The organism is Tabrizicola sp. TH137 (assembly GCF_002855575.1).
GTDB lineage: Bacteria > Pseudomonadota > Alphaproteobacteria > Rhodobacterales > Rhodobacteraceae > Paragemmobacter.
In genome coordinates, this window is sequence record NZ_PKRQ01000005.1 from 187,262 (window position 1) to 208,714 (window position 21,453).

The 21,453-nt window shown below is 68.8% G+C and carries 21 protein-coding genes; 13 read left to right on the forward strand and 8 right to left on the reverse strand.

Annotation, left to right across the window (positions count from 1 at the left end):
• From C0V75_RS15930 to C0V75_RS15970, 9 genes are all read left to right on the forward strand, one after another.
• Positions 1-879, forward strand: coding sequence for a branched-chain amino acid ABC transporter permease (locus C0V75_RS15930; RefSeq protein WP_101921956.1), 879 nt, complete (start codon positions 1-3; stop codon positions 877-879).
• On the forward strand, positions 876-1,835 hold the full coding sequence (locus tag C0V75_RS15935) for a branched-chain amino acid ABC transporter permease (protein WP_101921957.1): 960 nt from the start codon (positions 876-878) through the stop codon (positions 1,833-1,835). Before C0V75_RS15930 ends, C0V75_RS15935 begins: the two co-directional genes overlap by 4 nt.
• Positions 1,836-1,956: 121 nt before the next feature.
• Positions 1,957-5,352, forward strand: coding sequence for a Hint domain-containing protein (locus C0V75_RS15940; RefSeq protein WP_101921958.1), 3,396 nt, complete (start codon positions 1,957-1,959; stop codon positions 5,350-5,352).
• 2,092 nt (positions 5,353-7,444) lie between these two features.
• Entirely contained in the window at positions 7,445-8,629 is a 1,185-nt protein-coding gene (locus tag C0V75_RS15945; RefSeq protein ID WP_101921959.1) for an aspartate aminotransferase family protein, read from the forward strand.
• Positions 8,616-8,852, forward strand: a complete 237-nt coding sequence (locus C0V75_RS15950; protein ID WP_101921960.1) for a hypothetical protein — start codon at positions 8,616-8,618, stop codon at positions 8,850-8,852. The genes C0V75_RS15945 and C0V75_RS15950 overlap by 14 nt, the downstream gene beginning before the upstream one ends.
• Positions 8,853-8,919: 67 nt before the next feature.
• A complete protein-coding gene (gene argF / locus C0V75_RS15955; RefSeq protein WP_101921961.1) occupies positions 8,920-9,846 on the forward strand; it encodes an ornithine carbamoyltransferase in 927 nt (308 codons plus the stop codon).
• 234 nt (positions 9,847-10,080) lie between these two features.
• Positions 10,081-10,764 (forward strand): YafY family protein, encoded by a 684-nt coding sequence (locus tag C0V75_RS15960; protein ID WP_158241857.1) that lies wholly within the window; start codon positions 10,081-10,083, stop codon positions 10,762-10,764.
• A gap of 51 nt (positions 10,765-10,815) precedes the next feature.
• Positions 10,816-11,307: a DUF1993 family protein gene (locus tag C0V75_RS15965; protein ID WP_101921963.1), complete on the forward strand. Its 492-nt coding sequence runs from the start codon at positions 10,816-10,818 to the stop codon at positions 11,305-11,307.
• A gap of 5 nt (positions 11,308-11,312) precedes the next feature.
• Positions 11,313-11,864, forward strand: a complete 552-nt coding sequence (locus C0V75_RS15970) for a cysteine hydrolase family protein (protein WP_101921964.1) — start codon at positions 11,313-11,315, stop codon at positions 11,862-11,864.
• Here C0V75_RS15970 and C0V75_RS15975 read toward each other — a convergent pair.
• The 3 genes from C0V75_RS15975 to C0V75_RS15985 form a co-directional block, all read right to left on the reverse strand.
• The gene (locus C0V75_RS15975; protein ID WP_101921965.1) at positions 11,861-13,042 is read right to left on the reverse strand and encodes an MFS transporter; all 1,182 of its coding nucleotides are present in this window, start codon (positions 13,040-13,042) and stop codon (positions 11,861-11,863) included. The two genes, C0V75_RS15970 and C0V75_RS15975, sit on opposite strands and share 4 nt — an antisense overlap.
• A 112-nt stretch (positions 13,043-13,154) precedes the next feature.
• On the reverse strand, positions 13,155-15,116 hold the full coding sequence (locus C0V75_RS15980; RefSeq protein WP_101921966.1) for an AsmA family protein: 1,962 nt from the start codon (positions 15,114-15,116) through the stop codon (positions 13,155-13,157).
• Positions 15,117-15,201: 85 nt separating this feature from the next.
• Complete coding sequence (locus tag C0V75_RS15985; RefSeq protein WP_101921967.1) at positions 15,202-16,230, reverse strand: hydroxyacid dehydrogenase; 1,029 nt, start codon at positions 16,228-16,230, stop codon at positions 15,202-15,204.
• A gap of 330 nt (positions 16,231-16,560) precedes the next feature.
• Here C0V75_RS15985 and rimO point away from each other — a divergent pair, with 330 nt between their 5' ends.
• The 3 genes from rimO to C0V75_RS16000 are packed head-to-tail and all read left to right on the forward strand — an operon-like array spanning position 16,561 to position 18,654.
• Positions 16,561-17,943, forward strand: a complete 1,383-nt coding sequence (gene rimO, locus C0V75_RS15990; RefSeq protein WP_101922121.1) for a 30S ribosomal protein S12 methylthiotransferase RimO — start codon at positions 16,561-16,563, stop codon at positions 17,941-17,943.
• Positions 17,944-17,999: 56 nt separating this feature from the next.
• Complete coding sequence (locus tag C0V75_RS15995; protein WP_101921968.1) at positions 18,000-18,242, forward strand: CDGSH iron-sulfur domain-containing protein; 243 nt, start codon at positions 18,000-18,002, stop codon at positions 18,240-18,242.
• Between the two features lie 46 nt (positions 18,243-18,288).
• Complete coding sequence (locus C0V75_RS16000; protein ID WP_101921969.1) at positions 18,289-18,654, forward strand: thiol-disulfide oxidoreductase DCC family protein; 366 nt, start codon at positions 18,289-18,291, stop codon at positions 18,652-18,654.
• 51 nt (positions 18,655-18,705) lie between these two features.
• Here C0V75_RS16000 and C0V75_RS16005 read toward each other — a convergent pair whose 3' ends face one another.
• From C0V75_RS16005 to C0V75_RS16020, 4 genes are all read right to left on the reverse strand, one after another.
• Positions 18,706-19,068 (reverse strand): diacylglycerol kinase, encoded by a 363-nt coding sequence (locus tag C0V75_RS16005; RefSeq protein ID WP_101921970.1) that lies wholly within the window; start codon positions 19,066-19,068, stop codon positions 18,706-18,708.
• Positions 19,069-19,096: 28 nt separating this feature from the next.
• A complete protein-coding gene (locus C0V75_RS16010) occupies positions 19,097-19,459 on the reverse strand; it encodes a YigZ family protein (protein WP_101921971.1) in 363 nt (120 codons plus the stop codon).
• Positions 19,460-19,547: 88 nt separating this feature from the next.
• A complete protein-coding gene (locus tag C0V75_RS16015) occupies positions 19,548-19,802 on the reverse strand; it encodes a DUF6455 family protein (RefSeq protein ID WP_101921972.1) in 255 nt (84 codons plus the stop codon).
• A gap of 108 nt (positions 19,803-19,910) precedes the next feature.
• A complete protein-coding gene (locus C0V75_RS16020; RefSeq protein ID WP_101921973.1) occupies positions 19,911-20,639 on the reverse strand; it encodes a M48 family metallopeptidase in 729 nt (242 codons plus the stop codon).
• Positions 20,640-20,857: 218 nt separating this feature from the next.
• Here C0V75_RS16020 and C0V75_RS16025 point away from each other — a divergent pair, with 218 nt between their 5' ends.
• Positions 20,858-21,103, forward strand: a complete 246-nt coding sequence (locus C0V75_RS16025) for a hypothetical protein (RefSeq protein WP_101921974.1) — start codon at positions 20,858-20,860, stop codon at positions 21,101-21,103.
• Between the two features lie 74 nt (positions 21,104-21,177).
• Here C0V75_RS16025 and C0V75_RS16030 read toward each other — a convergent pair whose 3' ends face one another.
• Entirely contained in the window at positions 21,178-21,432 is a 255-nt protein-coding gene (locus C0V75_RS16030; RefSeq protein ID WP_101921975.1) for a DUF167 family protein, read from the reverse strand.
• Positions 21,433-21,453: the final 21 nt, after the last annotated feature.

Here is a 21,453-nt window from a genome sequence, read left to right on the forward strand (position 1 = left end):
ATGGAGACGGCGGTTCAGGTCCTTGCCTCCGGTCTGACGCTGGGCGCGATGTATGCGGTCTCGACCATCGGTCTGGCGCTGGTCTATGGCGCGCTGAACATGCTGAACATGGCGCAGGGGGCGCTGCTGGCCTTTGGCGGCTATGTCTGCTTCTTCGTGATGGCGACGCTGGGCCTGCCCGCGCCGCTGGCGGTGCTGGCGGCGATGGCGGTGGGCGGGCTCCTGGGGCTGGCGATCTATCTTTTCGTGGCGCGGCCGATGCTGGCCTCGCCCGCCTTCGAGACGCAGATCTTCATCGCCACCATCGGCATCGGGTCGGTGCTGCAAAGCCTGGTGCTGCAACTTTTCGGGCCGCAGCCCAAGGCGCAGCCCCTGACGCTGCCGGGCGGCCTGTCGGTGGCGGGGGTGGTGGTGCCCTTGCAGAATATCCTGATCCTTGCCGTGGCGGCGGCGATGCTGGCGGGGGTGGCCTGGCTGCTGGGGCGCACGCGGGCGGGTCTGGCGATCCGCGCCACGGCCCAGAACCGCGAGGCGGCGCAACTGATGGGCATCCGCATCGGGCGGGTCTATGCGCAGGTCCTGATGCTGTCGGGGGCGCTGGCGGCGCTGTCGGGGATCATGATTTCGTCGCTGTCGGGGCTGCTGCCCACGATGGGGGCCGATCCGATGCTGAAGGCCTTCGTGATCTGTGTCGTGGCCGGGCTGGGCAATGTGCCGGGCGCGGCGGTGGCGGCGCTGATCCTTGGCCTGCTGGAGGCGGTGATCCAGTATCTCTTCGGGGTGCAATATGCCTTTGCGATCCTGCTGGCGCTGGTGATCGCGGTGCTGATCTGGCGGCCCTATGGCATGTTCGGCCGGCGTCAGGTGGTGCGGCTGTGACCGGGGCGCGCCGCGACGTCCTGATCTGCCTCCTGCTGGCCGCGCTGATGGCGCTGGTGCCGCTGGTCTTTGGCACGCGCTACATCGTCACCCAGATCACGCTGTTCTTCATCTGGGGCATCGTGGTGACGCAGTGGAACCTCGTCCTCGGGGTGGCGGGCATCTTCTCGCTGGCGCAGATGGCGCTGTTTGCCATCGGGGCCTATGGCACGGCGATGCTGGCCTATTACGGCGGGCTGCCGCTTCTGGCGGCGATGCCGCTTTCGGCGCTGGTGACGGTGGCGGCGAGCCTGGTGATCGGCTTCGCCTGCCTGCGGCTGAAGGGGGCCTATGTGGCGCTGCTGACGCTGGCCATCGCGCAGGTCATCTATCTGATCGTAGTGAATGACACGGCCTGCTTCACCAACCCGCCCTCGGGCTGCCTGCCGCTTTTCGGCGGGGTGAGGGGCTTCTCGCGCTTTGGCGATCTGGGGTTCCGCGACCTGATCGGATCGAAATTCTACATCGGGCATTACTATGTGGGGCTGGCGCTGCTGCTGGCGGCGCAGGTCTTCTGCATCCTGCTGATCCGCGGCCCACTGGGCCTGGCCTTCCGGGCGCTGCGCGACAATCCGGGCTATGCCATGTCGCGCGGGGTCGGGCGGCTGCGCTATCAGCTTTGGGTCTTTGGCCTGTCGGCCTTCTTCACCGGGCTGGCCGGGGCTTTCTACGCCGCCCATTTCGGGGTCGTGGGTCCCATCGTCTTTTCGGTTTCCATGCTGCTCTTCCTGCTTGCCATGATCGTGGTGGGGGGGATGGGCACGGTCTGGGGGCCGCTTTTGGGCGCGGCGCTCCTGATGGCGGCGGATGAGGGTTTGCGCGAATTCGGCACCCTGCGCGAGATCGGGCTGGGCCTGGTGCTGGCGCTCTTCGTGATCCTGCTGCCGCGCGGTCTGGCGGGGCTGGCCCGGCGCTAGACCCCCCCGCCCTCGGCCGCCCTTTCTGGCCGCTGCGCGGCTTAACCCTCCCTTGGGAAAGTCCTTCTAGGCTGATCCGGCCGCGCCCCCGCATCGCGGCGGCACAGCACGGGACCCGAGGATGAGCCCAACCCAGATCAACACCACCGCCACCGGCAACCAGTCGCCGCCCCGGATGCTGCTGCTTCAGGATGGGCGCACGCTTTACATCTGGTCCAACGATGCGCTGGACGATGATGCCGACCTCGTGCTTCAGGGCCGCATCGTCAACGCCGATGGCAGCCCGGCCGGCGCGCAGTTCAGCCTGTCCTCGCTGCCGCCGATCGACGGGTCGGATGGTTTTGACTGGGACAATCTCGACCTCGACCTGCTGCCCGACGGGCGGGTGGTCATCAGCTATGTCCGCAGCAACACCGCCGCCGGGGGCGAGGCGCCGGTCTTCGCCATCGCCACGCCCGGCGCGACCGGGCTGACCATCACCACCCCCGCGACGGATATCCAGGCCAGCAATGCCTCGGGCAGCGAAAGCCCGCCCGTGACCACGGTGCTGGACAATGGCACGATCCTTTTCGTCTGGTCCAACAACGCGCTGTCGGATGACACCGGCGGGATGGTGCTGGAAGGCCGGATCTACAACCCCGCGACGGCAAGCTGGAACAGCGGCGACTTCACCATCGGCTCGGTCGGGGTGGACGGGTCGGATGGCTATGACCTGGCGAACCTGTCGGTCATCACCCTGGCCAACGGCAATGTCGTGATCGGCTGGCTGCGCAACAATGAAGAGGCGGGCGAGGATGAGCCGGTCTTCACCCTCCTCAGCCAGACAGGCGCGGTGATCCGCCCCACGACCGAGGTGGAGGGCAGCGACGGCGAGGCGCAGGATACGCCATGGGAATCGCCGCCCGTCCTGCTGGCCCTGTCGGACGGGCGCTGGATGGCGCTCTGGGTCAATGACGGGCTGAGCGATGACGAAACCTCCATGACGCTGGAGGGCCGGATCTTCAACGCCGATGGCAGTGCCGCCACGGGCGATATCCGCATCGGCAACGGCGCGGTGGATGGCTGGGACTGGTATGACAGCACCATGGTCGAGATGGCGGAAATCGCCCCCGGCCGCGTCGCGATCACCTATGTCGCGAACAGCGACACCTCTCCCGGTGGCCACAATCACCCGCAGCTTGCCATCCTCGACACGGCGACCGGCACGGTCATCGCCGCCGATATCGACGTGCCGCAAAGCCCAGACCATCCCGAACCCGGCCCTGCCCGCATCGTCGCCTTCGGCGACAGCGGGCGCTTCGCCCTTGTCTTCGCCGACGGGGACCAGTCCTTCCTGTCCTCGACCGGCCTCGTCTATCGCATCTTCGATGCCAGCGGCACGCCGCTGACCGGCGATATCCCCCTCGTCGCCAGCGGTGCCAGCGCCGCGCTCAGCCACGAGAACGGCTTTGACTGGGATCAGGTCCAGGTCCTGTGGAACCCTGTCACGCAAAGCTTCACCGTCGCCTGGGCCGGCCATTCCGACGGCAGCGGCACCGGCGCCTTCAGCTCCGGCCCGATCCCGGTGGCGGCCTTTCTGCCCGACGGGATCGTCGAGGGCACGGCGGCCGCCGAGTCGATGGGGGTGGGCTATGCCGATGCCGGAGGCGACCAGATCGACGGCGACGACGGGCCGGATGACCGGATCGAGGCCGCGGCAGGAAACGACACGGTCAACGCCGGGACGGGGAATGACACGGTCACCGGCGGGGCGGGCGATGACAGCCTGACAGGCGGCGCGGGCGATGATGCGCTGGATGGCGGCGCGAATGACGACCGGCTGTTCGGCAGCACCGGCAGCGACACCCTTGCCGGCGGCGATGGCGGCGACGCGCTCTATGGCGGCGCCGGGGCAGACAGCTTTCTGGGCGGCAACGGCAACGATTCGATGTTCGGCGGATCGGGCGCGGATGTCTTCCAGCCGGGGCCGGGTGCCGATCTGGTGGAGGGCGGCGACGGCAATGACACGATCGCCCTGTCCGACAATGACACGGTGGATGGCGGCGCGGGGATCGACCTTCTGGATGCCGGATGGGAAAGCAAATCGCTCGGCATCACTTTCACCTCGGCGAGCGGGGGCGAGGCCGGCAACACGCAGTTCCAGAACATCGACCATGTCCGCACCGGCAGCGGGAATGACACGATCAATGCCAGCGCCGCCACCTCTGCCCTGCTGATCGAGGGGGGCGCGGGCAATGACGCGCTGACGGGGGGCGCGGGGAATGACACGCTGACCGGCGGGCTGGGCAGCGACCGGCTGGCGGGCGGCGGCGGGAATGACCAGCTCAGCGGGGGCGACGGGCGGGATGTCTTTGCCCTTGCGGCGGGCGGCGGGCAGGACACGATCACCGATTTCGATCTGACGCGGGTCGGCGGGCAGGCGACGGATCAGCTTGACGTCTCGGCCCTGCGCGATGCGCAGAACGATCCGCTGCGCTGGCATGACATCACGGTCAGCGACACGGTCGGCGATGGCAGCGGGGATGCCATCCTCGTCTTTCCGGGGGGAGAGAGGGTCGTCCTGCCCGGCATCCGCCCCGATCAGGTGGACAGCTACCGCGAACTGGTGGCGATGGGGATTCCCTGCTTTACCGCAGGCACCCCCCTGCTGACGCCCGAAGGCTGGCGCCCGGTCGAGGCGCTTCGTCCCGGCGACCCTGTCACCACCGCCGAAGGGCCGATGCCGGTGATCTGGGCGGGGGGCCGCGCCCTGGGGCCGGCCGCGCTGGCGGCCGATCCGAAGCTGCGCCCGATCCACCTGCCGGCCGGGGCCATCGGCAACCATGCCGACCTGCGCCTGTCGCCGCAGCATGCGGTGTTGCTGGAAAGGGCGACGGGCGATCCGGTGCTGGTGCGCGCCAGGCATCTGGCCGAGCTGCGCTTTCGCGGCTGCCGGGTGGCGCAGGGTGTGCGGCGGGTGACCTATCACCACCTGCTGCTGCCCCGCCACGCCATCCTCTGTGCTGCCGGAGCCCCTGCCGAAAGCCTTTATCCGGGGGAAGAAACGCTGAAGATGCTGGGCGGGCTGGCGCGGCTTCAGATCACCGCCGCGCTGTGCCGCCTGGCACCGGACCGGGCTGCCGCCCGGATCGGCGCATCGCTGGCCGATCTCTATGGCCCCCGCGCCCATCCGCTGCTGACGCGGCGCGACCTGCGCGCGGCCGGGCCGCTGCGCCCGCTTTCGGCGGCCCCTGCCCCGCCTCCGGCCAGCCACGGATCGGGCCGATCCAAAAAGGAAGCGGGCCGCGCGATCCCTCGCACGGCCCGCCCGGCCGATCCGACAGCCCCCTGTCGTCCGGCCTCCTGCGCCCCGCCCCCCGATGCCCCCATCGTGCCGGGCGCGCAGGATCAGCTATTGGCGTCGGACCCCTCCGCCGCGCCGGCATCGGCCGCCGCATCGCTGTCGGTCGTAGCGGCCTCGGGCGCATCGGGCTGGGCCTCGTCCAGTGCCGCCTTCAGGTCTTCGGTCGCGTCCTGATGATCGGCAACGGCTTCTTCCGCCGCATCGAGGCTGTCTTCCGCAGGGGACTCGGCCTTTTCACTGGCCTCGACGCTGTCGGACAGGGTTTCGGCGGCCTCGGTCACCTCGGCGGGCGGGGCGTTGATCTGCGCGATCTCCTGCACCAGCGCCTCGGCGCTGTCCTGCGCCGCGCCAAGGGCGGCCAGCGCTTCGGTCAGATCGGCCTGCGCATCCAGCACCGCCTGCAACGCTGCGGCCTCTTCGGGGCTGCCCTCCAGCGCTTCTTCAGCCTCGGCCATCGCGGCCTTCAGCGCGGCCTCGGCGGCCAGGACATCGGCCTCTTCCTCGGCGGTCGCAGCCTGCGCCTCGGCAGAGGCGGCGCGGGCCTTGGACAGCGCCGCGCAGGCCTGATCCAGCAGCCGGGTCAGTTCCTGCGCCTTCGCCTCGGCGGCTTCGGCGGCGGCGGCGGCGGCGGCCTCGGCCTGCTTTACTTCCGTCAGGTTGCCGGTCAGCGCCACGAGCGATGCCGAAAGATCGGCAATCTTCAGCTCCTTCTCCACCCGGGCGAGGTCACGCTTCTCTTCCTCCAGATCCCGGGCCTCGTCTTCCACCTCTTCCCGCGCCTCGCGCAGGTTGCGCTCGGCCCGCTTGGCGGCTTCCTCGGCGGCGTCGCAGGCCCGCGACCGGCATCTGCTGTCCGTCGCGCGGGCCGCATCGTATTTTGCCTTTGCAGTATCGAAGGCGGCCTGGGCCTTGGCCAGATCTTCCTTGGCCTCGGCATAGTCCTCTTCCTCTTCCGCCACATCAGCCAGGGCCTTGCGATAGCGGCTGTTCGACAGCGCCGCCTTCAGCGCCTTGTCCACGGCGGCGCGTTCGGCTTCCACCTGCCCGGCCTTCTGGGCCAGCGCGGCCGCCTCGTCCTTGGCCGTGGCGATGGTCTGGCGGAACTGGTCGGCCAGTTCCTCGGCGCTCATCCCGCCCAGAACCGCCGCCAGATCTTCCTGCGCCGTATCGGCAAGACCGGAAAGTTCCGCCGCCTTCTCGACCAGGGGCTTGGCCTTTTCGGTCGCTGCGGCGAGGTCGTCATTGGCCTTGTCCAGCGCCTGCTGCGCCTCCAGCACCTTTTCCAGGGCGCGGCGCTTGGCGGCGGTGAAGTCCGGCAGCACACGCTCGTAGCGGATCTTGTCATCGTCAACCGTCGCGCGGTCTTCCATCGCGAGGAAGAGGCGGATGTCGCCCTCCGCGATGCCCAGCTTGCGGGCGCGGCGGATCGTGCGGTCGAGCGCCGCCTGTTTCTTCGCCACCGTTTCGGTCGCGCCGTTCAGATCGTCGGTCGCCTTTTCCAGACGGGTGATCAGGTCGCTGTAGTCGGGGGCTGCGACGGTGGACTTGGCATCGGCGCTGCCGGCACGTTCGGCCGAGGCGATAGAGCCGGTCACGCTGGTCAGCGCGAAGATCAGGTCGTCACAGCTTCCCTGCATTTCCATCAGGCGTTCGGCGAATTCGGGATGGGCGACAAAGGCAACGGGATCAGCCGATGCCATTGCGCAGAGCTCACCACCACCGCTTGCGGCGGATGCCGAAAAGGGAAGCGAGACAGAGAGCAGAAGAGCAGAGGCGAGGGCAAGACGACGGGGGGCAAAGGGGGGCATTTGGGACCTGTGTTTTGGGATGGCGTTCCATCCGGTTGCCCCTCTGCGCTAGGTCTTTCGCCATATTCCCGTCAACTTTTGGCCGGGTTTACATACTTTTTGCCATAATTCGATGGATGATCCGCGCTGTTGTTAACGATTGTTTCCGCGCCCGGATTTCTGAAACGCTTGGATCACAACCAAAGGTTGAAGGTTTCCAGAATCACTGTGGCAGAATCATGGCGGCCCCTTTCGCCACCCGGCACGCCCGCCGGGCGAAGGTTTCGCTTTGCAACGGCGCGCATCTGCCGTATCACCACGGGCATGAGCACTTGCACCGCCCTTTTCGCGCTGCCCCGACGCCGACGCTGACCGTCGGCCGCTCTGCCATGGCCTGCCTCTGCGGGCCGCTCCTCCCAAGTTGACACCCCCCCTGCCCGGCCTTTACGGCTAGGGCTTCGCTTCCAAGGACATCTCCCATGATCGCTTCCGTCCTGCCGACCTATAACCGCGCGCCCATCGCCTTCACCCGGGGCGAAGGGTCCTGGCTCTGGGCCGAGGATGGCAGCCGATACCTCGACCTTGGCGCCGGGATCGCGGTGAACGCGCTTGGCCATGCCCATCCGGCGCTGGTGGCGGCGCTGACGGACCAGGCGGCAAAGCTCTGGCATGTGTCGAACCTCTACCGCATCCCGGAACAGGAACGACTGGCCGACCTGCTGGTCGCCAACACCTTCGCCGATACCGTCTTCTTCACCAATTCGGGGACCGAAGCCGCGGAACTGGCGATCAAGATGGTGCGCAAGCACTGGTACGAAAAGGGCCAGCCGGAGCGGGTGGAGATCATCACCTTTGAAGGGTCCTTCCATGGCCGGTCCACCGGGGCCATCGCCGCGGCAGGATCGGAGAAGATGGTCAAGGGCTTCGGCCCCCTGATGCCGGGCTTCACCCATCTGAAATTCGGCGACCACGATGCCCTGCGCGCGGCGGTGACGGACAAGACCGCCGCCGTGATGATCGAACCCGTGCAGGGCGAGGGCGGCATCCGCACCCTGCCCGATGCCTGCCTGAAGGGCCTGCGCGACCTGTGCGACGCGACCGGCGCGCTCCTGGTCTTCGACGAGGTGCAATGCGGCATGGGCCGGACGGGCAAGCTTTTCGCCCATGAATGGGCCGGGGTGACGCCTGACATCATGATGGTGGCCAAGGGCATCGGCGGGGGCTTCCCCCTCGGCGCCGTGCTGGCGACCGAAGGCGCGGCAGTGGGCATGGTGGCGGGCACGCATGGCTCCACCTATGGCGGCAATCCGCTCGCCTGCGCGGTGGGGGCGAAGGTGATGGAGATTGTCGCCGACGACGCCTTCCTTGCCGAGGTCGGCCAGAAGGGCGCCCGCTTCCGCCAGGGGCTGGAGGGGTTGGTGGCCAGCCATCCGGACGTGTTCGAGGCCGTGCGTGGCCAGGGCCTGATGCTCGGCCTGAAGTGCAAGGCGGCCAATACCGATGTGGTGAAGGCCGCCTATGCGGAACATCTGCTGACGGTGCCGGCTGCGGATAACGTGATCCGCCTCCTGCCCGCGCTGACCATCACCGAGGCCGATATCGGCGAGGCGCTGGCCCGGCTCGACCGCGCCGCAACCCGGGTGAAGGCCGATGCCGCAGCCTGAGGCCTACAGCTTCCCGCGCGTGACGCGGGCGGAGTACCCGCTGCTGCGGGGCTGGCTCGCCCAGCCGCATGTGCGCGACTGGTGGGGCGATCCCGATCCCGCCAATGACCGCGCCATCCGCGCCTACCGACGCGCCGGCTTCATGCCCCGCGGCATCCTGCCTTGCGAGGATGGCGACCCGGTCCTCGTGATGGAATTCGCCCCCGCCCCTTCATCTTGGTGAAAATACTCTCAGGGGGTCCGGGGGCAGAATGCCCCCGGCGGCCTCCGCCACAGAAAAACGGAATGAAATGAAACACTTCCTCGACATCCACAAGACCGACGCCAGCGAATTGCGCGCCATGATCGACAGCGCCCATGCGATGAAGACGGCGCGCAATGGCCGCCCGAAGGGCTCGCCCGATGATGAAACGCCGCTGAAGGGCCGCATGGTCGCGCTGATCTTCGAGAAACCCTCGACCCGCACCCGCGTTTCCTTCGATGTGGGCGTCCGCCAGATGGGGGGCGAAACGATGGTCCTGTCCGGCAAGGAAATGCAGCTTGGCCATGGCGAGACCATCGCCGACACGGCCCGCGTCCTGAGCCGTTACGTGGACCTCATCATGATCCGCACCTTCGAGGAGGCGACGCTTCTGGAGATGGCGGAACATGCCACCGTCCCGGTCATCAATGGCCTGACGAACCGCACCCATCCCTGCCAGATCATGGCCGATGTGATGACCTATGAGGAACATCGCGGCCCCATCGGCGGGCGCAAGGTGGTGTGGTGCGGCGATGGCAACAATGTCTGCGCCTCCTTCCTCCATGCGGCGGGGCAGTTCGGGTTTGACTTCACCTTCACCGGGCCCGAAACGCTCGACCCCGAAGAGAAATTCGTCCAGTTCGCCCGCGACAAGGGATCGAAGGTCACGATCCAGCGCGACCCTTTCACCGCCGTCGAAGGCGCGGACCTTGTGGTGACGGATACCTGGGTGTCGATGCATGACCCCGAATCCGCCAAGGAACGGCGCCACAACCAGCTCCGCCCCTATCAGGTGAACGAACAACTGATGAGCCGGGCCAAGCCCGACAGCCTGTTCATGCATTGCCTGCCCGCCCATCGGAATGACGAGGCGACGAGCGCCGTGATGGACGGCCCGCATTCGGTGATCTTCGACGAGGCCGAGAACCGCCTGCACGCACAGAAGGCCATCATGCGCTGGTGTCTGGGGGTGTGAGCAAAGGCGGGGGCAGCCCCGCCCTACATCTCTGGAAGTGAAGAACCCAAAAATCTTCGAAGATTTTTGCAAATTTCTTCGAAGAAATTTGGCGCTCCCGCGGAGCGCCCGGTCCCGCAAATCTGTATCCTGTAACGAGTTGCCGCCATGCCCCACCCTTCGATCTTTCCGCCCGATGCCGCGCTCCGGCAAAGCCTTTTCACCACCCTTCTGTCCCACAGGGGGACCTTGCGCGTGACCCGGCGCCTGTGCCGGGCCTTCGGGACCCGGCGGCGCGACCTGCGGGCCGAGATGCGCGGCTGGATCGCCGCGGGCACACCGATGGACTTCATCGGGCGCAACCATCTGGTCTGGACGGGCAAGGAGGAACGTGTCGTCCTGCATCTGTCCTCGGACGAGGTCACGACGCTGGTCGCCGCGCTTCGCGCCATCCGCCAGCATGGCCACAGCCGGTCCATGCTGGGCGATGCGGCCGAGATCCTGCATCAGGTGATGGGATCGCTCTCGCCCGCGACGCGGAGCCGCCATATCGCCCTTGCGGGCGGCGACCTGTCGCTTCTGCCGCCCGTCATCGGCCCGGATGGCCGCGCCGGAAGCCCGGTGCGGGCGGCGGTGCTGACCGCCCTGCACGAGGAACGCGCGCTGCGCTTCCTCTACACCGCCGCTGATGGCGCGCGCAGCGCGCGCGAGGTCTGGCCTGCGGGGCTGACGCATCACGGCACTTGCCTTCTGGCCTTCTGCACCCTGCGGCAGGATTTCCGCACCTTCCGCATCGACTCCATCGCCGCGCCGGAGATCGGCCCCGGCCTTCCGAAACCGCGCGCGGCCCTGCTGGCCGACTGGCGGCGCCATGATCCGGCAGCCGCCACGCGCTGGGACCCGGAAAATGGCGATCTGATCGGTGACGAAGGCGATTGACACGGACGGGCGGCGGGCGGACGGTCGGGCCAACCGACAAGGGGTCCTTTCATGCATCACCGTTCCGTCGCCGTCTATGACCGGTTCCTCAACAACCTCTCGCACCTCCTGACCAAGGCCGAGGCGCATTGCACGGCGAAGAACATCAAGCCCGAGGCGATGCTGACCTTCCGCCTCTTTCCCGACATGTTCCCCTTTGTCAGACAGGTGCAACTGTCCTGCGATTTCGCCGCCCGCGCCTGTGCGCGCCTGGCGGGAGAAGAGCCCAAGAGTTTCCCCGACACCGAAACCAGCTTCGCCGAATTGCAGGACCGCATCGCCGCCGCGCGGGGCTATATGGCCGGGTTCGATCCCGCCGCCTATGAGGGGGCCGAAACGCGCGAGATCCGCATCAAGATGCGCGGGCAGGAGGTGAAGATGGCGGGCGAGGCGTTCCTGAACCTCTACTCCCTGCCGCAATTCTATTTCCACATCGCCACCGCCTACAACATCCTGCGCCATAACGGGGTGGATCTGGGCAAGGGCGATTACATGGGGGGCTGAGGGCCATGACCACCGCGCTTCTTGTCATCGACATGCAGATGGGCATGGCGGACCGCATCGCCGCCGGCCGCGAACAGGCCAATCCGGGGGCCGAGGCGCATGTCGCGTCGCTGCTCTCGCTGTTCCGCGCGGAAGGGCGGCCCGTGATCCATGTGCTGCATGACGAGGCGGGCACCCCCTTCGCCCGCGATCTGCCGGGGGGCGCGCCGATGCCCTGCGCCCTGCCCTTGCCGGATGAAACGGTGCTGTGGAAATCCCGCTCCTCCGCCTTTGCAGGCACCGGGCTTGAGGCGCTCTTGCGCCAGCGGGGCATCGACCGGATCGTCGTCATCGGCGCGGTTGCCGCCTTCTGCGTCACCTCCACGGTGCGCGCGGCCTCGGACCTTGGCTTTCAGGTGATCCTGCCGGGCGATGCGCTGCTGGCCTTCGACCTGCCCGCCCATGACGGCGGACGGCTGGATGCCGCCACCCTCCTGCGGGTGACCCTGTCGCTGCTGGGCGCGGATTTCGCGCGGCTGGTGACCACCGATCAGGTGGCGGCGGCGCTGGCGGCCTAGGCCGCCAGGGGCCGTATCCCATCCGCCGCCGCCCCGCGCGGGGCGAGCAGGGCCACCACCACCAGACAGGCGGCCAGCGCCGCATAGGTCACGCGGAAGCCCGCATGTTCGGCCACGAAGCCGATGGTCGAAGGGGCCACGAGGATGCCGGAATAGCCCATCATCGTCACCGCCGCGATGCCTGCGCCGGGGGCAAGCCCCGGATGGTTCCCGGCGGCGGAAAACAGGATCGGCACCATATTCGCCACCCCCAGCCCGGCAAAGGCGAAACAGGCGATGGCCAGCGTGTCGGTCGGCGCCAGCGCCGCCCCCATCACCCCCGCCGCCGCGATCAGCCCCGACCAGCGCAGCGTCGCCACCGCGCCGAAGCGGTTCCTGACCCCGTCGCCTGCAAAGCGCATCACCGCCATCGTCCCGGAAAAGAGGGCAAAGGCCAGACCGGATGTCGCGACATCCGACCCCAGCTCCTGCTGAAGGTACAGCGCCGCCCAGTCCAGCACCGCCCCCTCCGGCACCATCGAGAACAGCGCCAGCACCCCCAGCATCCACAGCGCCGCATCGCGCGGCAGCAGCCCGGCGCGCGGCGCGGCCTCGCCCTCGGGCCGGGCCGGTTCCGGGCTGTCGGGCATCAGGAAGGGCATCGCCACCAGAACGGCGACCCCCGCCACTGCCGCCGCCCAGATCGCCTGCCCCCCCGCGCCCCAATGGGCGATGACCCAACCGCCCAGACCCCCGCCGAAAAAGCCGCCCAGGCTCCAGAACCCGTGGGACGAGGACATGATCGCCCGGCCCAGCCGCCGCTCCACCTCCACCGCATTGGCGTTCATCGCCACATCCATGCAGCCCAGGAGCGCGCCCAGCGCGGCCATGGCCAGCGCCAATGTGGCCAGGTTCGGCGCAAAGACCACAGCCGGCAGCGCCGGGATGAAGGCCAGCGCGAAAAAGCGCAGCACCGCCAGCACGCCGAACCGCGCGATCAGCCGCCCCGAGAACAGCATCGCCCCCACGGCCCCAAGGCCAAGGACAAGGATCAGAAGGCCCAGCGTCCCCTCGTCGATCCCGTGGCGCGGCAAGAGCAGCGGGATCTGCGGCGCCCAGGCCCCCATGGTAAAGCCATTGGCCAGGAACATCGCCGCCACGGCCCAACGGCCCCGGCGCGCGGCAGAAAGATCGGACATCGACAGGCTCCGTATATCTCAGCGCCGCCATAGACCGGAAGCGCGCGGCGCGGAAGGGGGCGTCGGCCGACGATTTGTTTCGCCCCGTTTCAGTTCCTGCCGCTTCAGCGCCTCAGTTCCCGCCCCCCAGAAGATCAAGCAGCAGGTCGCCCGCACCCTGCTGCAATTCCTCTTCCAGCTTGCGGCGCGCGGCATCCTCCAGGCTTTCGCCCTCCACCTGCCCCAGTTCCTCGGCCGCTCTGGCCTTCAACTCGTCCTCCAGCGCCTTTGCCTCGTCCTGCAACCGTTCCTGCGCCAGCGCCTCCAGATCGAGGGCAAAGCTCGGCGCGGCCCAGGACCCGGTGATCCAGAGCGGCACGGTGATCCCGCCATCCCCATCCGCCCCGCGCAATGCGGTGGGGCGCAGCCGGTATTCCAGATCGCGCGCGCCAAGGCCGATGCGGCCCGCGCCTTCGGCGCTGATCACCGGCCCGGCCATCAGAAGATCGCTGTTGAACAGGTCCCCCCCGTCGATGTCGAAACTGGCCGAGAGGCTGTCAAACACCGTCCGCTGCCCCTCGCCGACAAAGCCCGTGTCCAGCGTGCGGATCATGCCCGCGATATCGAGTCCCTGTATCTCGCCCGCGCCAAGGTTCAGGACACCCGACCCCGAAAGGCTGCGCATGATGGCATCAACCGAATTGCCCGAACCGAGGAAATCCAGCGTCAGGTCACCCGTCGCCACCAGCCGGGAAAACCCGGTCAGGTCCGACAGCATGGGTTGCAGCGCGATGTCGCGGAAGGCCAGATCGCCGCCGACCGACAGGCCCTTGCGGCCATTCACCACGAATTCCCCCGCGACCGTGCCGCCATAGGCCCCCACCTCGGTCAGTTGCACCACCGCGCGTGACCGGTCCAGCGTCACGCTCGCCGCCACGGGGCCAAGCGTCACCGCCCCAAGGTCGAGAGAGGCCGCCCGCAGCCCCAGTTCCGCATCCAGCGCCGCCAGCCCCGACACGTCGATGGGCGCCTCCGACCAGCCCGCCGTGGCGACCGCGCCGCCGCCTTCCCCCGCGCCGGTGCCACCCGCCACGTTCTCGGCAATCGCCAGATCGCCCGTCGCCAGCCGCGCCACCAGCCGGGGCCGATCCTCGCCCGGTGTCAGGTCCAGATCGCCGGTGATCGCCGTGCCGTCCAGCACGATGCGCCCCGCGCGCAGATGCACCGATCCGGCCGCCGTCAGCGTGACATCGCCCGCCACTTGCACGCTGTCGCGCCCGAATCCCTGCGGCAACGCAGGCCGCTCCATCCCCAAAAGCGCCGACAGCGCCGACAGATCGGCCAGATCGGCCTCCAGCCGCCCCTCGGCGCTGACCGGCATCATCCCCGCCCGCCCCTCAAAGCCGATGCTTGCCGCCCCCGCCGTGGCGGCCAGCGTGACGGGCGACACGCCCCCCTCATAGGCCGCGCGAAAGGCCGCCAGCACCAGGTCCAGCGTCACCGGCTGCCCCCCGGCCTCGGCAGACAGCGTCATCTCGAACGGGCCGTCATAGGCGGCCAGCCGCGCCTCCAGATCAACCCCGGTCAGTTGCACCGCCCGGCCCGTGCCATGGTCGATAAAGCCAATATTGCCCTCGCGGATCACACCGAGGTCCAGCGTGAAGGGCGTCTGCGCCCCGGCCATGTCCGCCGTCGCCGTGCCGCCCTGCGCGCCGCCGAAGACCCAGTTGCCCACGCCCTCCTCGCTCACCTCGATCAGGATTTCCGGCCGGGTCAGTTCCAGCCCGGTGATCCGCAGCGCGCCGCCCCAGAACGCATTGGCGTCGATCCCGATGGCCATGCCCTCGGCCACCAGCATCGGCCCATCCTCCGACCAGTCGGCGTTGGAAATGCTGATCCGCCCCGTCTCCACCCCCAGCACGGGCCAGAGCGTGGGGGTGACCCCGCCCTCGATGCTCAGCTCGCGCCCGGTCACCTTCTCGAATTGCTGCACCGCCAGCGCCGCCACCCGGTCCGACGGGATCAGAAGCAGCGCCCCCGCCCCCAGCACGACCAGCACCGCCAGAACCCCCAGCACCCGGAATATCCAGCGCATCGCCGCCCCCCAAATCACCCGCCTGCAACGAAAGGCTATCCCCGGCCGCCCGGTCCGGGCAAGCCGATCGGCGGCCTTCGGCGGATCAGTTCACCGTGACAGGCCGCGACCGGAACCGCGCCACCGTCTCGCGCTCTGCCCGCTTGCAGACCATGGGCGGCAGACCCTGGTCCAGCAGGGCAAGATCTTCCAGCACCATCTCGCCCATCCGCTTGAAGGCGATATCCAGGGCCCCCGCCCGATGCGCCGACAGAAGAAAGCCGGGGATGGAGCGGACCGGGTGATCCGCAGGCAGCGGCTCTTCGGGAAAGACGTCAGAGGCGGCAAGGATATGGCCCCCCTGCACCGCCGCCATCAGGGCGGCGAAATCCACCACATCGGCGCGGGACAAAAGCAGGAAGATCGCCCCCCGCCGCATCGCCGCGAATTCCGCCGCACCGAGGAAGCCGCGATTCTCGCTGGTCACGGCGGCCGTGCAGAAGACGACATCGGACGCAGCCATCACCTCGGCCAGCCCCGCCGGTTCCGCCCCCGCCGCGCGGATGCGCGAGGCGGGCAGCCAGGGATCAAAGACCCGCAGCCGCGTCTGGAACCCGGCCAGAACCTGCGCGCAGGCCCGCCCCAGATCGCCGAACCCGAGGATACCCACCTCCGCCCCGGTCAGAAGCCGCGCCGACCCGTTCCCCTCGCCCCCCCACAATTCCCGCCCCGCCCGGAAATCCGCATCCGCCCCATGGATGTTGCGCAGCAGGGAAAGCGCGAAGCCCAGCCCGATCTCCGCCACCGGCTGGGCAAAGACCGCCCCCGTGGTGACGACATGGATCCCCCTGCGGAAGACCTCATCATAGGGCATGTTGTTGAGAAGATTGGATTCCACATTGAAGATGCAGCGCAGCGCAGACAGCCGCGCCAGCGTCGCCGCATCCAGCGGCGGTTGCCCAAGGATATAGCGCGCCGCGCCCAGCACCGCATCGGGCAGGCCGGGCAGGTCGGCATCCGTCGTCTCGACGATCCGGTAGCGCGCGCGCAACGCGGCCAGCCGGTCGGGGGCAAAGATCAGCGGCAGGCTGCGCGGCAGGGGGCAGGACAGGATCAGGGGGCGGGTATCGGTCATCGGGGTCTCCTCTTCCCCCGGACGCTATGCCGCCCCCCGCGCCGGAGCAAGACGCGCGCTGACGCGCAAGCCTTTCCTCTCGCCTCCGCGCTGCCGCGCTCCGGCTCGGCGTTTTCTTGAGTATTTGGGCCAAGATGAAGACCCTGCCCCTTCATCTTGGCGGGAAATACTCTCGGGGGTGAATTGGCCGCATGGCCAAGAGGGGGCAGAAGGCCCCCTGACCCCGGAGGAGGCGCGCAGGCGCCGACGACGCCAAAAGGCTTGCGGCGCAGGCCGCTCCGGCGGATCACCGCCCTTCCCGTGGCGCGCGCTTTGCGCTATGGCGCGCGGATGACGCAGAACCCGCCCAACCTCCGCCCCGACCTTGCCCGCGCCACCGTCCCCGACGACCGGCGCGAGGGCCAGCCGACCATCGGCATGGTCTCGCTCGGCTGTCCCAAGGCGCTGGTGGACAGCGAACGCATCCTGACGCGCCTGCGCGCCGAAGGCTATGCGATCAGCCCCGATTACGCCGGCGCCGATGCTGTCATCGTCAACACCTGCGGCTTCCTCGACTCTGCCCGCGCCGAAAGCCTCGATGCCATCGGCGAGGCGCTGAAGGAAAACGGCCGCGTCATCGTCACCGGCTGCCTCGGGGCCGAGCCCGAATACATCACCGGCGCGCATCCCAAGGTGCTGGCCGTCACCGGGCCGCATCAATATGAACAGGTGCTGGATGCGGTGCATCTGGCCGTGCCGCCGCAGCCCGATCCCTTCATCGACCTTCTGCCCGCGACAGGCGTCAGCCTGACCCCGCGCCATTACAGCTATCTGAAGATTTCCGAAGGCTGCAACCACAAGTGCAAGTTCTGCATCATCCCCGACATGCGCGGGAAACTGGTCAGCCGCCCCGCCCATGCCATCCTGCGCGAGGCGGAGAAACTGGTCGAGGCCGGGGTGCGCGAACTTCTGGTCATCAGCCAGGACACCTCGGCCTATGGGGTGGACCGCAAACATGACGAAAGCCCCTGGAAGGACCGTCAGGTCCGCGCCCATATCACCGATCTGGCACGGGAAATGGGCCAGCTCGGCGCCTGGGTGCGGCTGCATTACGTCTATCCCTATCCGCATGTGCGCGACCTGATCCCGCTCATGGCCGAAGGGCTGATCCTTCCCTATCTGGACATTCCCTTCCAGCACGCCCATCCCGATGTCCTCAAACGCATGGCCCGCCCGGCCGCTGCCGCGAAGACGCTGGACGAAATCGCCGCCTGGCGGGCGACCTGCCCCGATATCACCCTGCGCTCCACCTTCATCGTGGGCTATCCGGGCGAGACGGAGGCCGAATTCCAGACCCTCCTCGACTGGCTGGACGAGGCGCAGCTCGATCGCGTCGGCTGCTTCAAATATGAAAACGTCCCCGGCGCGCGGTCGAACGCGCTCCCCGACCATGTGCCGGAAGAGGTGAAGCAGGACCGCTGGGATCGCTTCATGGAAAAGGCGCAGGCCATTTCCGCCGCGAAACTCGCCGCCAAGGTCGGCCAGAGGATGCAGGTCATCGTGGATGAGGTGGATGAAGACGGCGCCACCTGCCGCACCAGGGCCGACGCGCCGGAAATCGACGGCAACCTCTTCATCGACGACGGGTTCGAGACGCTCTCCCCCGGCGATATCGTCACGGTCGAGGTGGAAGAGGCGGGCGACTATGACCTCTGGGGTCGCCTGACGGCTTGACCCCGCGCCCGCGCGGCGCAGATGCTGGCGGCAGAGTGCCAGCAAGGAGCCAGCCGATGACCGACATCCCGAAGATCGCCCAGAAAGCCCCCTACCCGGTCGAGGTGGAGGCGGGGAAGTCCTATTTCTGGTGCGCCTGCGGGCAGTCGAAGAACCAGCCCTTCTGCGACGGCAGCCACAAGGGCACCAGCTTCACCCCCGTCAAGGTGACGGCGGAAGTGGGGAAGAAGATGTTCTTCTGCGGCTGCAAGGCCTCGGCCAAGGCGCCCTTCTGCGACGGGTCGCATTCCCGGCTCTGATGCCGCAGGGGCTTGGCGCGGGGCGGCCCGCGCCTATCTGCCGCCCATGGACGACCAAGACACCCGCATCCTCTACAACGACACCTGCCCGCTCTGCCGGTTCGAGATCGACCATTACCGCGCCGCCGCCGCCCGCGAGGGCGCGCCCCTGCGCTTTGACCGGCTGGCCGATGCCGCGAAATGGGGCCTGACCGAGGATCAGGCCGCGCGCCGCCTGCATGTCGTCCACCAGGGGGAACTCCTGTCGGGCCTCGCCGCCTTCCGCGCCATCTGGGCCACGCTGCCGCGCTGGCGCTGGCTTGCCCGCCTGACGGGCCTGCCGGTGATCCGCCCCGCGCTGACGGTGCTTTACGACCGGATCGCCGCCCCGCTCCTCTACCGCGCGCATCTCAGACGGCAACGCCGCCCGTAGGGTGCGTGCTCGCACGCACCAGACGTGGCTAGGTGCGTGCCAGCACGCACCCTACCCGATCAGGATCACCGCCCAGGCCACCCCGCCCGCCAGCGCCGTCACCGCCACCACTGCAGACCCGGCATCCTTGGCCCGTTTCGCCCGCGGGTCGATCTCTTCGGAAATGTAATCCACCACCTCCTCGATCGCCGTATTGGCCAGTTCCGCCGCCAGCAGCAGCAGCCCCAGCGCCAGGATCAGCGCCCGTTCCCCCGGCGTCATCTCGATGGCAAAGGCCGCCACGGCCGAGATCACATTGACCAGCGTCCATTGCCGCAGCGATTTCTCGCGCGCCCAGGCGGCGACCCAGCCCTCCCACGACCATTTCGTCGTGTTCCCGATCCGCCGCAGCTCCGCCATCAGCCAGTCGATCATCCGCCTCTCCCGCAGCCCTGCGCCAGCCTTACCCCGCCCGCCCCAGCGCGTCGAGATAGGCCCGCACGCAGGTCACCACATGGGCGAAACGGTCGCCCCCCAGATGCACCCCGCCATACCAGCGTGTGACCACCACCACATGGTCGCGCAGCGCCGCCCGTTCCAGCATCTTCAGGATCACCGCCCCCGCGCCCGCCTCGCCGTCATCCCCCTTGGACGGCCCCCCGTCCGTCAGAAGACAGGCCCAGGTGTTATGGGTGGCCTTGGCATAGCGCTTTTCGCGCTTCAGCTCGGCCAGAAAGGCCTCCACCCCGTCGCGGCCCTGTACCGGCCCGCCCGAGACGGCATAGCGCGACCCCCGGTCGCGCAGCACTTCGCCAAGCTGGATCATCGCTTCCGCCTCCTGATCTGGCGGAAACCTGTCATGTCCTGCGCGATGGCTCAACTCCCGCGCCCCGGCGCTGCGGCCCGGGCAGAGGTCAGCGGGCCACCATCGCCTCCAGCGGCCCCTTGTTCGGGCAGAAGCCGGGCAGCGCCTCGGCCGCCACCTGACGCGCCAGCCAGGCCGTGCAATCCCGGGCGCGGTCGCAGGCCTGGCAGCGGCCCACCAGCACGGCCAGTTCCGCCCGGCTCAGCCAGCCCTCGATCACCGCATCGGCAAGGTTCACGCCCAGCACGCGCCCCATCCCCCGCGTCAGGCCCCAGGCCAGTGGGGCCTCCACATATCCGATCATCGCCGCCGTCCTTCCGCGCTGCCTGCTGCGCCCAGACTGCGGCCGCCCGCGCCGCGGCGCCTTGACGCAGATCAAGCTGACACGGTTCAGGCCGCAGATCGGGCCGCCTCAGAACCCGCGGAGCTGCGCCACCACCGCCTGCACCTGCGCCTTGCGCTCTGCATTGGGCGGATGTGAGCCGAGGAACTGGTCCCCCGGATCGGGCAGACGGTCGAAGAAGCCCGCCCCCAGCACCGGGTCATAGCCCGCATAGAAGGCGATCTCGGTCCCCAGCGCATCCGCCTCCAGCTCGAAGGCGCGCGAATAGCGCCGCGCCCCCACCGTGGCCCCCAGGCGCTGCGCCGATTGCACCGCCGCCGGATCGGCGCCCGTGGCCTGGGCCAGGATGCCCGCCATCATCGCCCCCGCCATCGCCGTCTGCTGCGTCAGCGGGATATGGCCCAGGATGTGATGCGCCGCCTCATGGCCCAGGACAAAGGCGATCTCATCCTCGTTGCGCGCATCCGCAATCAGCGCAAGGGTGAAGCCAAGGATCGGCCGCCCGGTCTCGTCCAGCGTCTGAAAGGCATTGGGGCCAATGCCGGGGCGATCGTCGATCACGATGCGGAAATCGCAATTCACCCCCCGCGTGCGGGCGCGGCAGATCTCTTCCGTCATCGGCTCTACCCGGCTGACGACGCGGATGAAGTTCGAGGCCGCCTGCCGGGGCGCCAGCGGCGCCGGGGCCGCTGCGGGAACGGGGGTCCCGACCCCGCCCATGGGCCCGTCCACCGGATAGGTCGGCACGCAGGCCGAAAGCCCGGCCACCGCCAAGAGTGCAAAAAGATATGACCGCATCGCCTCTGCCTGTCCCGGCCCCCTCCCGCCTCGGGTCGGGGCGCTCGCCTGCCTGTGCCGCGCAAGATAGCAAGGCCGACGGCGCGAACCAGCCCCGGATCGCCCGATCACGCAGGCGTCAGCGACCCGCCGCCCGTCCGTCGCAGCCCGGTTGGCCCCCGGAATTCCCTCAGAATTCGCCATTGCCACCCCGGCCCCGCCCGCGCTAGCCTCGCGCCATGTTCACCATCGAGCACGATTTCGACGCCACCGTGATCACCCTCATCGACGAGGGGCATGAAGGGCTGATGGAAGATGTCACCATCCTCGCCTTCGAGGATTGCGTGACGCTGGAACAGCTTGACCCGATGACCGAGGAACCCGTCCGCATCACCCTGTCGATGGCGCAATTGCGCGACCTCGCCGCCGCGCTGGACCTGCCCGAAGGCAGCTACCGGATCGAGGCCAAGCCCGGCAAGGGCTGACGCCGCCCCATCCTCTGCGTCTCATCCTCTGCGCCCCCTCTGGCCGATCCCGTCAATCGCCCCCGGCCCCCCGCTCATTCCAGCCGAAACCGCTTGTCCCGCGACGCCGCCCCGCGCAGCAGCACCAGCCGCCCCTTGGCCACGCCCAGCGCATGGGCCAGCGCCTCGGCCACCGCCGCCGTGGCGCGGCCCTCCTCCGGCGGCGCATTCACCGCGATCCGCCAGACCCCGCCCTCCAGCACGCAGCTTTCCACCCGCGCGCGCGGCACGGCCCGGACCACGAATTCCGCCCCCGGCACCGCCAGCGCCGCCTGTTCGCCCTTCTTCATCGCCTCTGGCCCTTCGCCGCC

Excerpts from the sequence above, each read along its gene's own strand:
- C0V75_RS16020 (WP_101921973.1), bottom strand. The coding sequence starts at position 20,639 with ATGCGGTCATATCTTTTTGCACTCTTGGCGGTGGCCGGGCTTTCGGCC.
- C0V75_RS15950 (WP_101921960.1), top strand. The coding sequence starts at position 8,616 with ATGCCGCAGCCTGAGGCCTACAGCTTCCCGCGCGTGACGCGGGCGGAG.
- C0V75_RS16015 (WP_101921972.1), bottom strand. The coding sequence starts at position 19,802 with ATGATCGGATATGTGGAGGCCCCACTGGCCTGGGGCCTGACGCGGGGG.
- C0V75_RS15945 (WP_101921959.1), top strand. The coding sequence starts at position 7,445 with ATGATCGCTTCCGTCCTGCCGACCTATAACCGCGCGCCCATCGCCTTC.
- C0V75_RS15980 (WP_101921966.1), bottom strand. The coding sequence starts at position 15,116 with ATGCGCTGGATATTCCGGGTGCTGGGGGTTCTGGCGGTGCTGGTCGTG.
- C0V75_RS16000 (WP_101921969.1), top strand. The coding sequence starts at position 18,289 with ATGGACGACCAAGACACCCGCATCCTCTACAACGACACCTGCCCGCTC.
- C0V75_RS15965 (WP_101921963.1), top strand. The coding sequence starts at position 10,816 with ATGCATCACCGTTCCGTCGCCGTCTATGACCGGTTCCTCAACAACCTC.
- C0V75_RS16030 (WP_101921975.1), bottom strand. The coding sequence starts at position 21,432 with ATGAAGAAGGGCGAACAGGCGGCGCTGGCGGTGCCGGGGGCGGAATTC.
- C0V75_RS15995 (WP_101921968.1), top strand. The coding sequence starts at position 18,000 with ATGACCGACATCCCGAAGATCGCCCAGAAAGCCCCCTACCCGGTCGAG.
- C0V75_RS15970 (WP_101921964.1), top strand. The coding sequence starts at position 11,313 with ATGACCACCGCGCTTCTTGTCATCGACATGCAGATGGGCATGGCGGAC.
- C0V75_RS16010 (WP_101921971.1), bottom strand. The coding sequence starts at position 19,459 with ATGATCCAGCTTGGCGAAGTGCTGCGCGACCGGGGGTCGCGCTATGCC.
- C0V75_RS16025 (WP_101921974.1), top strand. The coding sequence starts at position 20,858 with ATGTTCACCATCGAGCACGATTTCGACGCCACCGTGATCACCCTCATC.
- C0V75_RS15930 (WP_101921956.1), top strand. The coding sequence starts at position 1 with ATGGAGACGGCGGTTCAGGTCCTTGCCTCCGGTCTGACGCTGGGCGCG.
- C0V75_RS15940 (WP_101921958.1), top strand. The coding sequence starts at position 1,957 with ATGAGCCCAACCCAGATCAACACCACCGCCACCGGCAACCAGTCGCCG.
- C0V75_RS16005 (WP_101921970.1), bottom strand. The coding sequence starts at position 19,068 with ATGATCGACTGGCTGATGGCGGAGCTGCGGCGGATCGGGAACACGACG.
- C0V75_RS15985 (WP_101921967.1), bottom strand. The coding sequence starts at position 16,230 with ATGACCGATACCCGCCCCCTGATCCTGTCCTGCCCCCTGCCGCGCAGC.
- rimO (WP_101922121.1), top strand. The coding sequence starts at position 16,561 with ATGACGCAGAACCCGCCCAACCTCCGCCCCGACCTTGCCCGCGCCACC.
- argF (WP_101921961.1), top strand. The coding sequence starts at position 8,920 with ATGAAACACTTCCTCGACATCCACAAGACCGACGCCAGCGAATTGCGC.
- C0V75_RS15975 (WP_101921965.1), bottom strand. The coding sequence starts at position 13,042 with ATGTCCGATCTTTCTGCCGCGCGCCGGGGCCGTTGGGCCGTGGCGGCG.